The following is a 13,992-nucleotide window of genomic DNA, read 5'->3' as shown; positions in this document are numbered from 1 at the left end:
CCTCTACGCTTCCGCTCGCAGGTCCAGGCCGATGTCGAGGATCCGCGACGAGTGCGTGAGCGCGCCGACCGCCAGATAGTGGACGCCGGTGCCGGCGTAGGCACGCGCGTTTTCCAGGGTGAGCCGCCCGGAGGACTCCAGGAACGCCTGGTCGCCCACCAGGACCACCGCCTCCCGGGTCTGCTCCGGGGTGAAGTTGTCCAGCAGGATCAGGTCCGCCCCGGCCTCCAGCACCTCCCGCACCTGGTCGAGGGTGTCCACCTCGACCTCGATCGGCACGCCGGGGAACTCCTGCCTGACCAGCTTGAACGCGTTCGCCACACCGCCGGCCGCCACCACGTGGTTGTCCTTGACCAGCGCCGCGTCGGACAGCGACATCCGGTGGTTGACGCCGCCGCCGCAGCGGACCGCGTACTTCTCCAGCGCCCGCAGGCCCGGGGTGGTCTTCCGGGTGTCGCGGACCTTCGTCCCGGTGCCCTCCAGTGCGTCGGCCCAGGCCCGGGTGGCGGTGGCGATACCGGACAGCCGGCAGAGCAGATTCAGCGCGCTGCGTTCGGCGGTCAGCAGATCGCGGGTCCGGCTGGTGACGGTGAGCAGCTTCTGCCCGGCGGCGACCCGGTCGCCGTCCTCGACGTGCCGCTCGACCTCGAACGCGTCGGTGCACACCACCGACAGCACCGCCTCGGCGATGTGCAGCCCCGCGACCACGCCGGCCTCGCGGGCGGTGAAGTCACCGACCGCGCGGGCGTCCTCGGGCACGGTGGCGACCGTGGTCACGTCCACGCCCTGGTCGAGGTCCTCCTCGATGGCCAGGTGCGCGATGTCCTCGACCTGGATTGGGTCGAGCCCGGCGTCGGCGAGCAGCTGCGCCAGGTCCGGGTCGAGCCCGCACTCCAGCGGATCGGCGTCGAAGCCGGCGTGGTCGTCTGAGCAGCCGCAGCCGTCACCGCAGCCACCGCCGCCGGCGGCCGCCACGGGCGGCCCGAACTGCGGCAGGGGGAGGGACACGGGACCGGGACGGTCGGGGGTGGTCACTGAAACTCCTTCGTCTTCGGGGCGGCGGCCCCATCATCCCCGAATCCGGGGCCGTCCGTGGTACGGACGGAAAGGGTGCGGTGCGGGGTCAGCCGTACCACCAGGTGACGGCGCCACCGCTCGTCGTCCCGGTCCGGCCGGTCCTCCCGCCAGTGGCAGCCGCGGGTCTCCTCGCGGCGCCGGGCGGCGGCCACCAGCACCCGGGCGACCAGGCTCAGATTGGTGGCCTCCCAGGTCTCCACGCACGGCTCGGCGGTCTTGCCGTCCCGGTCGTACGCCTCCACCGCCGCGGTGTTCAGCCGCTCCAGCGCCCCGGCCGCGGTCGCCAGGCTCTCCGCGCTGCGCAGCACCCCCGCGCCCGCGGTCATGATGCGCTGCAGCTCGTACCGCGTCTCGGAGGCCATCAGCGGGCTGTCCGCGGGGGCCGGGATCTGCGGCTCCCCCGGCGCGGTGCGGTCCGCCAGTACGTCGGCGGCGATCCGCTCGGCGAAGACCAGCCCCTCCAGCAGGGAGTTCGACGCGAGCCGGTTCGCGCCGTGCACGCCGGTGCAGGCCACCTCACCGCAGGCGTAGAGCCCCGGCACGGTGGTACGGCCCCGCAGGTCGGTGACGACGCCACCGGAGGCGTAGTGGGCGGCCGGCGCGACCGGGATGGGCTGCGTCACCGGGTCGATGCCGTGCGCCCGGCAGGCGGCCAGGATCGTCGGGAACCGCTGCTCCCACATCCGCGCCCCGAAGTGCCGGGCGTCAAGGAACATGTGCTCCGCGCCGGTCTCCCGCATCCGCCGCGTGATGCCCTTGGCGACGATGTCGCGCGGCGCCAGCTCGGCCAGCTCGTGCTGTCCGACCATGAACCGCACCCCGTCGGCGTCCACCAGGTACGCGCCCTCGCCGCGGACCGCCTCCGACACCAGCGGCTGCTGGCCCTCGGCGTCCGCGCCCAGCCAGAGCACGGTGGGGTGGAACTGGACGAACTCCAGGTCGCTGACCTCGGCCCCGGCGCGCAGCGCCAGCGCCACGCCGTCACCGGTGGAGACGGCGGGGTTGGTGGTGGCCGAGAAGACCTGGCCCATGCCGCCGGTGGCCAGCACCACCGCGCGGGCCCTGACCGCGCCGACGCCGTCCCGCTGCCCGGCGCCCATCACGTGCAGGGTGACGCCGGCGGTACGGCCCTCGGCGTCGGTGAGCAGGTCGAGCACCAGGGCGTTCTCGACCAGCTCTATGGTGCGGGCGCCGTCCGGGGCGGTGTGCGCCTCGCGCACCGCGTCGATCAGCGTCCTGGAGACCTCCGCGCCGGTCGCGTCACCGCCCGCATGGATGATCCGGCGCCGGTGGTGGCCACCCTCCCGGGTGAGCAGGACGCCTCCGTCGTCGCCGGTGTCGAAGTGCGCGCCGGTCGCGATCAGCCGGCGGACCGCGTCCGGGCCCTCGGTGACCAGCGCGCGCACCGCGTCCTCGTCGCACAGCCCCGCGCCGGCCACCAGGGTGTCGGCCAGGTGCTGCTCCGGGGAGTCGCCGTCGCCGAGCGCCGCGGCGATCCCGCCCTGTGCCCAGCGGGTCGAACCGTCGTCCAGGTGGGCCTTGGTGACCACCGTGACCTTCGCGCCGGCCGCGGCGCAGCGCAGCGCCACGGTCAGGCCGGCCACGCCGGACCCGACCACCACCACATCGGCGTCGATGGCCCAGCCGGGCGCGGCGGCATGCAGACGTATGCCGGTGCTCTCGTTCGTGGAACTGGTCATGCGGCGGCTCCGGACTCCGGGGGCGCTACGGCCTCCCGGGCAGCGAAATCGAGCGGGATGTTGTCGATCAGGCGGGTGCTGCCGACTTTCGCGGCGACGGCGAGGACCGCCGGGCCGCTGTGGCCGGAGGCGGCCTCGGTGAAGGTGCTCGGGTCGATGAGCGCGAGGTAGTCCAGGCCGATGCCCGGCGCCTCGGCGAGGTGGTCGCGCGCCGCTTTCCGTACCGCCTCCGGCCCTTCGCCGGCCGCGTCCCGGCCGGCGAACAGGGCCCGGGACAGCACCAGGGCCTGCTCGCGCTCTCCGGGCGTGAGGTAGCGGTTCCGGCTGGACAGGGCCAGGCCGTCCGGTTCGCGGACGGTCGGTACGGCGACGATCTCGACCGGGAAGTTCAGGTCGGTGACCATCCGGCGGATCAGCGCGAGCTGCTGGGCGTCCTTCTGGCCGTAGAAGGCGGCGCCGGGCCGGGTCAGGTGCAGCATCTTGGCGACGACGGTGAGCATGCCGTCGAAGTGGCCGGGGCGGGACGCGCCTTCGTACCGCTCACCCATGGGGCCGGCCGAGATACGTACCTGGGGCTGCCCGCCGGGGTAGACCTCGTCGGTGCCGGGGGCGAAGACCAGGTCGGCGCCGGCCGCCGCGGCGAGTTCGACGTCGGCGTCCAGGGTGCGGGGGTAGCGGTCCAGGTCCTCGTTCGGACCGAACTGCAGCGGGTTGACGAAGACGGTCACGGTGACCAGGCCGCCGCCGGCCCGGGCGCGGGCGGCCCGGATCAGCGCGGCGTGGCCCTCGTGGAGGGCGCCCATCGTCATCACCACGGCGGAGGCCGGGGCGAGGTCGCGGGCGTGGTGCACCAGGTCCGTCATCGGGTCATCGGGTCCCCTCGTCGGCGAGGGCGCCCAGCAGCGCCTCCGCGTACTCCGCTTTCAGCATGCCGTTGGCCAGTGCGAGGTCCGCGGTGGCGCGGGCCATCGCCACGTAGGAGGCGACGGTCTCGGGGGCGTGCGCCCTGAGTTCCGCCAGGTGGGCGCTGACCGTGCCGGCGTCCCCGCGGGCGACCGGTCCGGTCAGGGCGGCGTCGCCGGAGCGCAGCGCGTTGTCCAGGGCGGCGCCGAGCAGCGGGCCGAGCATCCGGCCGGGCTCGGTGACGCCGGCCGCCTTCAGCAGGTCCATCGACTGGGCCACCAGGGTGACCAGGTGGTTCGCGCCGATCGCCAGGGCCGCGTGGTAGAGCGGGCGGGCGCTCTCCTCGATCCACTCGGGCTCGCCGCCCATCTCGATGACCAGCGCCTCGGCGGCCATCCGCAGTTCGCCGGGGGCGGTGACGCCGAAGGAGCAGCCGGCCAGGCGCTGGACGTCCACGGCGGTGCCGGTGAAGGTCATCGCCGGGTGCAGGGCGAGCGGGAGGCCGCCGGCCCGCAGCGCGGGGTCGAGGACGGCGGTGCCGTAGCGGCCGGAGGAGTGAACGATGAGCTGGCCGGGGCGGACGGCGCCGGTTTCGGCGAGGCCGCGGACCAGGTCGGGCAGGGCGTCGTCGGGGACGGTCAGCAGGACGAGGTCGCTGCGGGCCATCACGTCGGGGGGCTCGGTCAGCGGGACGCCGGGCAGCAGTTCCTCGGCCCGGCGCCGCGACGCGTTCGACACGCCGGTGGCGGCGACCACGCGGTGCCCGGCCAGGCCGAGCGCGGCGCCGAGCGCGGCGCCCACCCGCCCGGCACCGATCACCCCGACCGCCAGCCTCGCCGGCTTCTCCTCCACGACCACGACGCCTCCCGTCACCCTTCTCGTCAATCCTACGCGAACCCGCCCCCCACCCCGCCGGTGGCCCACCCCTGCCCCCGCCGCACGGCCCACGCCGGACCGGCCGGCCAGGACCCGGGGGGACGGCCCCGCCCCCCAACCCCGCCGCAGCGGCGAGAAGCCCCCACGAGCTCACCGGCGGTACCAAGCCCGGCGCAACCGTCCCATTCCACAACGCTCAGCAGAAAACCGCCGCCCCCCACCACCCCGCGTCCCGCCGCCGCGGCGGAAAGGGGTGGCCGGGGAAGCGCGATGGGCGCGGCGCGGGCGGGAGAGCGCGGCACCCGCCGCGCAGGCGGCGGGTGGGTTGGGGGCGGCGGACACCGCCCGCACCGGGACGTCCGGGCCCGGGCGGTCGGCCCCCGCCCCCACCCGACCGCAACTGCGAGAAGCTCGCACGAGCTCACCGGCGGTGCCAAGCCCGGCGCAACCGTCCCGCCGCGGCGGACAGGGGGGGCGGCCAGGCGGAGGGACACGGCGGGGGACGGACGATGGGGGTCACCCCCGGAGGGGGGTCCACCTTTGGGAGTAGGGGGGATCGCTCTGCGGGGTGACCCCGCCACGAGATCCCCTCTTTACGCTGGGTTATGTGCAGCGCATCTACGACTTCTTCCGCCGCCACCCGACGTGGGTCGACTCCTTCTGGGCCGTCATCCTGCTCGCCGTGTGCGCGGTCTGGGTCGTGGAGGACAGTGGCCCCTCCCCGGCCGCCCGCGCCACCGCGGTCCCGCTGTCGATCGCCCTCGCCGCCGTCGTGGCCCTGCGCCGCCGCGCCCCCGAACGCATGCTGCTGCTCGCGCTGGGCACCGGCGTCCTCCAGCTGATCCTCAACGTCAGGACCAACCCCGGCGACGCCGCCTTCCTGGTGATCATCTACACCTGCGCCTCCAACGGCACCCGCTGGTCCTCCCGCCTCGCCCTGCTCGCCGGCCTCGCCGCCGCCCCGGTCTCGATGGTCCGCTGGCCCCCGCACGACCGGTACTCCACGATCTGGACCACCCTGCTCCAGACCTTCTTCCTCGCCGTGATCTTCGCCCTGTCCTGGGTCGTCGGCGACCGCCTCCGCACCCGCCGCGCGTACTACGCCGAGCTGGAGGAACGTAACGCCCGCCTGCACCGCGAACGCGAGGCCCAGTCGAAGGCCGCGGTCGCCGCCGAGCGAGCCCGTATCGCCCGGGAGCTGCACGACGTCGTCGCCCACAACGTCTCCGTGATGGTGGTCCAGGCCGACGGCGCCGCCTACGTCCTGGACGCCGCCCCCGACCAGGCCAAACAGGCCCTCGCCACCATCTCCACCACCGGCCGGCAGGCCCTCGCCGAGATGCGCCGGCTGCTCGGCCTGCTGCGGGCCGGTGACGACGCCGGCGGCGAGTACGTGCCCCAGCCCGGCGTAGACCAGCTGGCCGACCTGATCGACCAGGTCCGCGGCGCCGGCCTGCCGGTGCGGTTCGAGGTGGCCGGCGACGCCCGCCCGCTCTCCAGCGGCGTCGAGCTGACCGCGTACCGCATCGTCCAGGAGGCCCTCACCAACGTCCGCAAGCACGGCGGCGACGGGGCCAGCGCCAGCGTCCTGCTCGGCTTCGGCGACGCCGCCCTCGACCTGCTGATCGAGGACGACGGCCGCGGCGCCCGGCACGAGCTGCTGGAGCAGGGCGGCCGGGACGGCCTCGGCCAGGGTCTGATCGGCATGCGGGAGCGCATCGGCATGGTCGGCGGCACCCTGGACGCCGGCCCGCGCCCCGGCGGCGGCTTCCGGATCAGCGCGGTGCTCCCCCTGAAAGCCTCCCGGTGACGCCCTCGTGACCTCCCTCTGACCACCACCCCCGACCCCTCCAGCGCGAACCCCCCAAATCCCATCAGAAGGGCCCCAGAGAAAATGGCGATCCGCGTCATGCTCGTCGACGACCAGGTGCTGCTGCGCACCGGCTTCCGGATGGTGCTCGCCGCCCAGCCGGACATGGAGGTCGTCGCCGAGGCGGGCGACGGCGCGGCGGCGATCGAGGTGCTCCGCTCCACCCGGGTGGACGTCGTGCTGATGGACGTCCGGATGCCCCGGATGGACGGGGTGGAGGCCACCCGGCAGATCTGCGGCGGCGACCGCGGCGAGCCGGGAGAGCGCGAAGGGACCACCCCCCGCGTACTGATCCTGACCACCTTCGACCTGGACGAGTACGCCTTCACCGCGCTCAAGGCCGGCGCGAGCGGCTTCATGCTCAAGGACGTGCCGCCCGACGAGCTGCTCACCGCGATCCGGGCGGTGCACAGCGGTGACGCGGTGGTCGCCCCGTCCACCACCCGGCGGCTGCTGGACCGCTTCACGCCGATGCTCCCCAGCTCCTCCGCCGACCAGGGGCACCAGGGGATCGACCGGCTCACCGACCGGGAGCACGAGGTGCTGCTGCTGGTCGCCCAGGGGCTGTCGAACGGCGAGATCGCCCGGAAGCTGGTGCTCTCCGAGGCCACCGTGAAGACGCATGTGGGCCGCATCCTCACCAAGCTGGAGCTGCGCGACCGGGTCCAGGCCGTGGTGCTTGCCTACGAGTCGGGCCTGATCAGAGCCGGCGGCGGGACGTCCTGACCGGAACCGGTCACCTGACCGGACCGCGCCGGGTCACCCGGCCTGACCGGCCCCGGCCTCCCGGCCGGCACCGTCGGAGCGCAGCACCAGCTCCAGCAGCCCGGGGAAGCGCGCCTCGAACTCCGCCCGCCGCAGCCGGTTGAACCGCTTCGGCCCGGCGTCCCGCTGCTCGACCAGGCCGGCCGCCCGCAGCACCGCGAAGTGGTGGCTGAGCGCCGCCTTGCCGACGGGTACGTCGAAGGAGCCGCACGACCGCTCCCAGTCGGCCGACCCCGCCAGGTCGCGCACCAGCTTGAGCCGTACCGGATCGGCCAGCGCGGCGAGCGCGGTCTGCACCGGCACGTCGGCGGGGTGGGTGTGTTCCGGGGCGGACCGGTGGTGCGCGCGGGGCGTGGCCACGACGTTCTCCGAGGGGTTCCAAAGGTGGCGGGGGGCCTCAACTCAGGCCGGGCGATTACCTGTTGCGTAGTGTTCGATGAGAACCATACAGTCGCGGGTGTCCGGGTTCCACGGAATGCGGTTTTCGGTTGAACGGTTGATCGGTTGATCGGTTGATCGGTTGAACGAGCTGCCGCATTGCCGCACGGCTCACTGAACAACATCGCCACGGGGAGCACCACATGCGCGCCATCGTTTTCGAAGAGTTCGGCGGTCCCGAGGTCCTGCGGTCCGTCGAGGTTCCGGTGCCGGAGCCGGGTCCCGGCGAGGTCACCATCGACGTCGCCTACAGCGGGGTCAACTTCGCCGACATCAAGGCCCGTAGCGAGGGCTACCGGGTCGACTCGCTGCCCTTCCGCCCCGGCCTGGAGGTCTCCGGACTGATCCGCGCCACCGGCCCGGGCGTCACCGATTTCAAGGCCGGCCAGGAGGTCGCCGCGTTCCTCAGCGGCGGGGGCTACGCCGAGGTCGTACGCGCCCCGGCCACCACCGTCTTCGCCGTCCCCGACGGCCTGGACCTGCGGACCGGAGCGACCCTGCCCAGCGTGCTGCCCACCGCGTACGCGCTGCTCCACGAGGTGGCCCGGCTGCGCGAGGGCGACACCGTACTGATCCACGGCGCGGCCGGCGGCGTCGGCACGGTCGCGGGCCAACTCGCCCGGATGGGCGGCGCGTCGGCGGTCTACGGGGTGGTGTCCTCGCTCGACAAGGCCGGCCACGCGCTCAAGTCCGGCTACGACCGGGTCTTCGAGGCGGCCGCCTTCGACGCCCACGCCCTGGCGGCGACCGACGGGCGCGGGGTGGACATCGCGCTCGATCCGGTGGGCGGGGAGACCTTCCGGCGCACCCTCGCGGTGCTCTCCCGGTTCGGGCGGCTGGTGTCCTTCGGCAACGCGGGCGCCGACGAGCCATGGTCGGTCGGGCCGGCCGAAACGTATCCGCGGGCCGTCTCGGTGGCCGGTTTCTCACTCCTCGGCATGGCGGCGGCCGAACCGGCCAGGCTGCGGGAGATCGCCGGGCGGTCGTTCCGCACGGTCGCCGAGGGCGAGGTCGAACTGCCGGTGAGCGCGGAGTTCGCGCTGGCGGACGCGGCGGACGCCCACCGGCTGGTCGAGTCCCGTACGAGCACGGGGAAGCTGCTGCTGCGGGTCACCCAGGGCGCCTAGTTCGCCTGGGACGCCTCGGGCGCCTGGGGCGCCTGGGGCGTCTCCTCTGCCGCCTCGGCTTCCGTGACGCAGCGGGCAAAGACGGCCGCCGCGTCCCGTACGTCCTGCTCGGACCAGTCCAGCGCGTCGGCGGCGACCGTCACCTCGGTCATCGCCAGGCCCGGGAGCGCGGGTTCGCGGAAGAGACCGCTGCCGAAGAGGCTGACGCCGGTCTCCTCGGCCTGGCGCAGCGACGCGGCGTTGAGGACGTCCGCCCGGTACGGCAGCCAGAGCTGGAACTGGTGGGTGTGCGGCTCCGGCGGGTGGACGCGGGGCCAGGTCAGGCCGGCCTCGGCGAGCCCTTCGCGCAGGGCGCGGGCCACCGGCCCGGCATGCGCCACGTACGAGGGCAGGCGCGGCAGTTCGTCCCGCAGCCCGGCGAGGGCGGCGAGCGCGGCGGGGTACTGCTGGTAGAGCATGCCGCCGTAGCGGTGCCGCCAGGTCCTGGCCTCGGCGATCAGGTCGGCGGAGCCGGCCAGCGCGGCGCCGGAGATGCCGCCGAGGGACTTGTAGAAGCTCACATAGACGCTGTCCGCGAGGGCGGCGATCTCCGGGAGCGGCCGGCCGAAGTGCGCGGTGCACTCCCAGAGCCGGGCGCCGTCGAAGTGCACCACGGCGTCGCGGTCGCGGGCCGCGGCGACGGTGCCGGTCAGCTCGTCCCACGTCGGCAGGACGAAACCGGCGTCCCGCAGGGGCAGTTCGAGCATCAGCGTGCCGAAGGGCTCCTCGAACTCCCGCACCTCCTCGGCGGTGGGCAGCCGGGGCTCCCACGTCGGGTGGACGGTGCGCAGCCCGCTCACCACCGCCAGGGCGCCCCGCTCGTGCAGTTCCGGGTGGGCCAGCGGGTGCAGGGCGACCGTGGGGTTCCCGGTCCGCCCGGCCCAGGCCCGCAGGGCCGCCTGCTGGGCCATCGTCCCGGTCGGGAAGAACGCGGCGTCCGCCGTCCCGAGCGCGCCGGCGACCTCCTCCTCGACCCGCCGGACCACCCCGTTCCCGTACACGTCCGGCGCCTCGTCCTCCGCCGCGAACTCCGCCGCGGCCCGCGCGATCGCCGCGGCCCCTTCCCGTACCCCCGCGAGCCCCCGCCCCACCAGCACCTTCCGGCAACCCCGCACTACCGCCCGCCGCCGCGCCTTCTCATCCTCATCCATCCCCCGATCCTCCCCCGCACCGCCCACCCGTCCCCCGCCGGGTCACCTCAGCGGGGTGTGGTGAGCGCCTCCCGCAGCAGGTCGTGCCGGAAGACATACGCCGTCCCGTCCGTGCGCATCAGGCCGACCTGGCACAGGTCCGCCAGGAAACCTCCGTAGCGCAGCGGCAGCCGGTCGCAGGCCCCGAGCCACAGATGTGCGGCCCGGAACACCGGCCAGGCGGTGAACATCGGCGGGCCGGCCGCCGCCGAGGTGAGTGCCGCGAGCACCCAGAAGAGCGCCGGCGGCCGTGCGTCGGGCATCTGCGGCCATACCGGCCACGCGATGACCGCCGTAGCCGCCGCGAAGCACACCGCGACCGCGGCGGTGGCGAGGCCGTCACGCCGGAGCAGTTCGGCGGGACGGGCGGCGTGTGCCGGCGCCACCTGGGAGTCGAGGCCGTTGGCCCGGTACAGCATGATCGCGGCGATCAGACCGCCGATCAGCCCGGCCGCGACCGACAGCAGGAGCCCCCGCAGCAGCATCTCCGCCAGCCCGCGCGTACCGAGCCCGGCGAACGGCAGCCCGGCCGCCGCCTGTGCGACGACGAGCGGCACGGCCAGGAAGGGCACCACCCACGCCAGCCGCTTGGCCGTCGGCCACCGGTCGGTGGCCACCCGGAAGAGGCCGGAGGTCTGGTAGGTGGAGTCCTGGACCGCACGCAGCCGGCTGTAGGACCAGGTGAAGGTACCGCCGCAGCCGACCCCCCACAGCGCGCCCGCGAAGAGCCCCGCACCGGCCTGCGCCGAGACCGCCGTCACCGCGGTGAGCACGCCGACCGCCACCGCGTCGTAGGCCAGGAACATCCCGGTCCGGCAGGACCGGTAGAGGCGCCACCACTGGATGGTGCCGTTGCGGCTGTGCGGGACGGCCCGGGCGAGGAAGTCCAGCCAGCGCCCGGCCCGTCGCGGCTGCCACGCGCCATGGGTGCCCGCGGTGCCGTCGATGGCGTCCAGCACGGAGGGAAGCAGGTACGTCAGCAGATGACGCCTGATGTCGTCCGCGGCCGGGAAACGGGCGGCGTCCGCGAGTTCCATCGGCACCCGGACCGTGTGGTCGTACGTCTGAAGGCCGAGCCACTGCATCAGCGGGGTGTCGAACGCACCCGCGACCGCTGCGGAGTTGCCCGCCCGACCCGGCTGGAGCAGTTGCCGCCAGGAGTCGGCGTGCCGGGCCGAGGAGTCCTCCAGGTACCGCAGGAAGTCGTCGTTCCCCGTGGGCACCAGCCGGACTGCCGCGGCGCCGCGTACCGGTCCCGCCCCAGCGACCGCCGCGGTGATCTGGTCCTCCCGGGAGGAGAGGACGAAGCTGAGCGTGGACCGCTCCGCCCGGTTGAGCCTCTCGATGAGCAACGCCCCCTGGCCCTCGGCGAGTTCGTCGAAGCCGTCGAGGAACAGCACGATCCCGCCGTCGGGCCGCAGCGCCTGCGCCAGCTCCTCGGCCCGCTCGGGGCCCGCCTCCGGGCCCACCAGCGTCGGGTGGCGCAAGGCCAGTTCGCGCGCGGTCCAGCTCTCGACCGGCTCCGCGTCGGTCCAGCCGGACAGCGGCAGCACCACCGGCAGGAAACGCCCGGCCCTGTCCAGGGAGTGGAGTTCGGCGGCCAGCAGCTCCAGCGCGATGCTCTTGCCGGATCCCGCCGGGCCCACCACCACGAGGCGGTACGGATCGAGATCGAGGTCGAGCAGATCGCCGATGTGCCGCTCGGCGGGCAGGGGAGCGCGGCCCGAGCCCAGGTGCTGGGCGGGCTCCCACCGGACGTCAATGGTGGCCCGGGTGACACCGCGCCCCAGAAGGTCGTCCCGGATGCGCCGGTTCTCGGCCCGGGCGAGTTCGCTCAGCCACTCGGGTTGCGGCACGGCCTCATCCCTCCGCTGTCCCACGGCCTGCCGCCAGAGAGCCACCATCACCGGCGTGACGTAGCCGACCGCTCCCAGGAAGGTATCGACCGTGTCGGCCAAGGGCGAGACCGCCTGCCAAAGGTGCAGCAGCCCGCTGGCGACCACCAGGCCCCCGCCGATCAGCATGATGAGACCGATCGCGCCTAATCGGCCCAGGCGTGCCATCCGAACCCCTCCCCCACCGGCGGGGCCCCGCGTACGCCCGCCCGTCAGCGACGAATATGACAGGTGGTCAGGGCGCGCGCGGGCGGTTCCCGCAGGATCGTCGCGGCCGGCTCAGTCGGCCGAGTCGGTCCGGCCGGAGGGGAAGCAGGGGTCGGAGGAGCCGCAGGGGTACGCGTTCCGGTGGGCCCCCGGAGGGGTCAGCCGGCGCGGCGGTGGTTGTTGCGGGGGGAGGTGGCGGAGCGGCTGCGTTTTTCGACGTACATGCGCTGGTCGGCGCTGTGCAGGACCTCTTCCGCGGTCATGCCGCAGCCGGCCCAGCCGATGCCGAAGCTCGCGCCGACCCGGACGCCGCGGCCGTCGACGCGGATCGGGGGGATGATCGCGTTGCGCAGCCGGACCGCGAGGTCGGCCGCGTCGGCCGGGGAGAGGTGGTCGGCCAGGACCACGAACTCGTCGCCGCCGAGCCTGGCAACGGTGTCACCGTCGCGGACGGCGGCGGTCAGCCGCCTGGCCACCTCGATGAGGACCGCGTCCCCGGTGTGGTGGCCGAACCGGTCGTTGATCGACTTGAAGCCGTCGAGGTCGCAGAAGAGCACCGCGAGCCCCTTGGCCGCGCCCTCCTCGTCCGTCTCGTCCGGCGCCACCGTGTGCGTATGGGAGTCCCGCGTGCCCAGCGGCGCGGCCAGCTCGTCCGGCCCGTAGCCGTAACTGAAGGCGAAGTCGTCGATCCCGTCGACCCCGACCGCGAGCACCGTCGAGGTCTCGTTGGCGTCGCGGTCCTGGGGCCGGGAACAGAGCCGGGCCGACAGCCGGGACCGCAGCTCCGCGCTGTTGGGCAGCCCGGTCAGCGAGTCATGGCTGGCCCGGTGCGCCAACTGCAGCTCACGGCTCTTGCGTTCCTCGATGTCCTCGACGTGGGTGAGCAGGAAGCGCGGTCCGTCCGCGGTGTCGGCGACCACCGAATTCCGCAGCGACACCCACACATAGGTGCCGTCCCGCCGGGCGAGGCGCAGCTCGGCCCGCCCGCCCTCGGCCGAGGTCCGCAGCAGCAGCCCGACGTCCTCGGGGTGCACCAGGTCGGAGAAGGAGTACCGGCGCATGGTGGACGCCGACCGCCCGAGCAGCCGGCAGAGCGCGTCATTGGCCCGCAGCAGCTTCCCGTGCTGGTCCCCGCCCATCTCCGCGATCGCCATGCCGCTGGGCGCGTACTCGAACGCCTGCCGGAAGGACTCCTCGCTGGCCCGCAGCGCCTGCTGCTCGCGTTCCAGCCGCACCAGCGCCCGCTGCATGTTCGCCCGCAGCCGGGCGTTGCTGATCGCGATGCCGGCCTGGAACGCGTACATCTGCAGCGCCTCGCACCCCCACGGGCCCGGGTGCCGCCCGCTGGCCGGCCGGTCCACCGAGATCACGCCGATCAGCTCGCTGCCGACGGTCTGCGAGGAGTACATCGGCGCGTAGAGCCGGTCCCCGGGGTGCCACTCGTCGGCGAACCGCGGCAGCGGCCCCTCGGTGTGCCACTGGGGTACGTCGTCGTCGATGAGCACCCAGCCCTCGGTGTGCGGTATGAACCGCAGGGTGCCCCACCGCTCGCCCATGTTCAGCCGGCGGTCCCAGGAGGTGCGGGAGCCCGCGCGGCCCAGCAGCAGCGCCTCGCCGGCCGCGCTGCCGGCGAAGGCGGCGACCACCAGGTCGCCGTCCGGCCGGACCAGGTTGACGGCCGCCAGCTCGTAACCGAGCCCGCGGACGATCCCGTCGGCGACCGCCTGCAGGGTGTCGGCGAGACTGCGTGCCGTGTTGAGGTCCGCTACGACCTGATGCAGCTGACGCAGGGTCGCGAGGCGGACGTACGGCTCCGACTCGGTGTCCATGCCTCTCTCCACACCTTCGACGACGACTCCTTGGTGGTGCGGTTCCGATCCCCGTCTCAGCACTGGCCGGCCCCCG

At 74.2% G+C, this 13,992-nt stretch carries 11 protein-coding genes; 3 read left to right on the top strand and 8 right to left on the bottom strand.

Features of this window, described 5'->3' with window-relative positions:
• Positions 1 to 3: 3 nt before the first annotated feature.
• The 4 genes from nadC to OG552_RS20625 are packed head-to-tail and all read right to left on the bottom strand — an operon-like array spanning position 4 to position 4,553.
• Positions 4 to 1,035, bottom strand: a complete 1,032-nt coding sequence (gene nadC, locus OG552_RS20640; protein WP_329135050.1) for a carboxylating nicotinate-nucleotide diphosphorylase — start codon at positions 1,033 to 1,035, stop codon at positions 4 to 6.
• The gene (locus tag OG552_RS20635) at positions 1,032 to 2,777 is read right to left on the bottom strand and encodes an L-aspartate oxidase (RefSeq protein ID WP_329135048.1); all 1,746 of its coding nucleotides are present in this window, start codon (positions 2,775 to 2,777) and stop codon (positions 1,032 to 1,034) included. The genes nadC and OG552_RS20635 overlap by 4 nt, the downstream gene beginning before the upstream one ends.
• On the bottom strand, positions 2,774 to 3,640 hold the full coding sequence (gene panC, locus OG552_RS20630) for a pantoate--beta-alanine ligase (RefSeq protein WP_329135047.1): 867 nt from the start codon (positions 3,638 to 3,640) through the stop codon (positions 2,774 to 2,776). Before panC ends, OG552_RS20635 begins: the two co-directional genes overlap by 4 nt.
• A 4-nt stretch (positions 3,641 to 3,644) precedes the next feature.
• Positions 3,645 to 4,553: a Rossmann-like and DUF2520 domain-containing protein gene (locus tag OG552_RS20625; RefSeq protein WP_329135045.1), complete on the bottom strand. Its 909-nt coding sequence runs from the start codon at positions 4,551 to 4,553 to the stop codon at positions 3,645 to 3,647.
• 610 nt (positions 4,554 to 5,163) lie between these two features.
• Here OG552_RS20625 and OG552_RS20620 point away from each other — a divergent pair.
• Both OG552_RS20620 and OG552_RS20615 read left to right on the top strand, forming a co-directional pair.
• The gene (locus OG552_RS20620; RefSeq protein WP_329135044.1) at positions 5,164 to 6,366 is read left to right on the top strand and encodes a sensor histidine kinase; all 1,203 of its coding nucleotides are present in this window, start codon (positions 5,164 to 5,166) and stop codon (positions 6,364 to 6,366) included.
• Between the two features lie 84 nt (positions 6,367 to 6,450).
• Complete coding sequence (locus tag OG552_RS20615) at positions 6,451 to 7,152, top strand: response regulator transcription factor (RefSeq protein ID WP_329135041.1); 702 nt, start codon at positions 6,451 to 6,453, stop codon at positions 7,150 to 7,152.
• 33 nt (positions 7,153 to 7,185) lie between these two features.
• Here OG552_RS20615 and OG552_RS20610 read toward each other — a convergent pair whose 3' ends face one another.
• Positions 7,186 to 7,551, bottom strand: coding sequence for an ArsR/SmtB family transcription factor (locus tag OG552_RS20610; protein ID WP_329135040.1), 366 nt, complete (start codon positions 7,549 to 7,551; stop codon positions 7,186 to 7,188).
• Positions 7,552 to 7,772: 221 nt separating this feature from the next.
• Here OG552_RS20610 and OG552_RS20605 point away from each other — a divergent pair, with 221 nt between their 5' ends.
• A complete protein-coding gene (locus OG552_RS20605; RefSeq protein WP_329135038.1) occupies positions 7,773 to 8,756 on the top strand; it encodes a quinone oxidoreductase family protein in 984 nt (327 codons plus the stop codon).
• Here the strand turns inward: OG552_RS20605 and OG552_RS20600 are convergent.
• From OG552_RS20600 to cdgB, 3 genes are all read right to left on the bottom strand, one after another.
• Entirely contained in the window at positions 8,753 to 9,946 is a 1,194-nt protein-coding gene (locus OG552_RS20600) for a threonine aldolase family protein (RefSeq protein ID WP_329135036.1), read from the bottom strand. The two genes, OG552_RS20605 and OG552_RS20600, sit on opposite strands and share 4 nt — an antisense overlap.
• Positions 9,947 to 9,993: 47 nt before the next feature.
• A complete protein-coding gene (locus OG552_RS20595; protein ID WP_329135035.1) occupies positions 9,994 to 12,048 on the bottom strand; it encodes a hypothetical protein in 2,055 nt (684 codons plus the stop codon).
• Positions 12,049 to 12,245: 197 nt separating this feature from the next.
• Complete coding sequence (gene cdgB / locus OG552_RS20590) at positions 12,246 to 13,916, bottom strand: diguanylate cyclase CdgB (RefSeq protein ID WP_329135033.1); 1,671 nt, start codon at positions 13,914 to 13,916, stop codon at positions 12,246 to 12,248.
• Positions 13,917 to 13,992: the final 76 nt, after the last annotated feature.

Origin of the sequence: Streptomyces sp. NBC_01476 (assembly GCF_036227265.1) — a bacterium.
GTDB lineage: Bacteria > Actinomycetota > Actinomycetes > Streptomycetales > Streptomycetaceae > Actinacidiphila.
The sequence above is the reverse complement of the archived record's forward strand: the minus strand, read 5'-3'. Positions and strand labels throughout refer to the sequence as shown.

Excerpts from the sequence above, each read along its gene's own strand:
- OG552_RS20635 (WP_329135048.1), bottom strand. The coding sequence starts at position 2,777 with ATGACCAGTTCCACGAACGAGAGCACCGGCATACGTCTGCATGCCGCC.
- panC (WP_329135047.1), bottom strand. The coding sequence starts at position 3,640 with ATGACGGACCTGGTGCACCACGCCCGCGACCTCGCCCCGGCCTCCGCC.
- OG552_RS20615 (WP_329135041.1), top strand. The coding sequence starts at position 6,451 with ATGGCGATCCGCGTCATGCTCGTCGACGACCAGGTGCTGCTGCGCACC.
- OG552_RS20605 (WP_329135038.1), top strand. The coding sequence starts at position 7,773 with ATGCGCGCCATCGTTTTCGAAGAGTTCGGCGGTCCCGAGGTCCTGCGG.
- OG552_RS20600 (WP_329135036.1), bottom strand. The coding sequence starts at position 9,946 with ATGGATGAGGATGAGAAGGCGCGGCGGCGGGCGGTAGTGCGGGGTTGC.
- OG552_RS20595 (WP_329135035.1), bottom strand. The coding sequence starts at position 12,048 with ATGGCACGCCTGGGCCGATTAGGCGCGATCGGTCTCATCATGCTGATC.
- cdgB (WP_329135033.1), bottom strand. The coding sequence starts at position 13,916 with ATGGACACCGAGTCGGAGCCGTACGTCCGCCTCGCGACCCTGCGTCAG.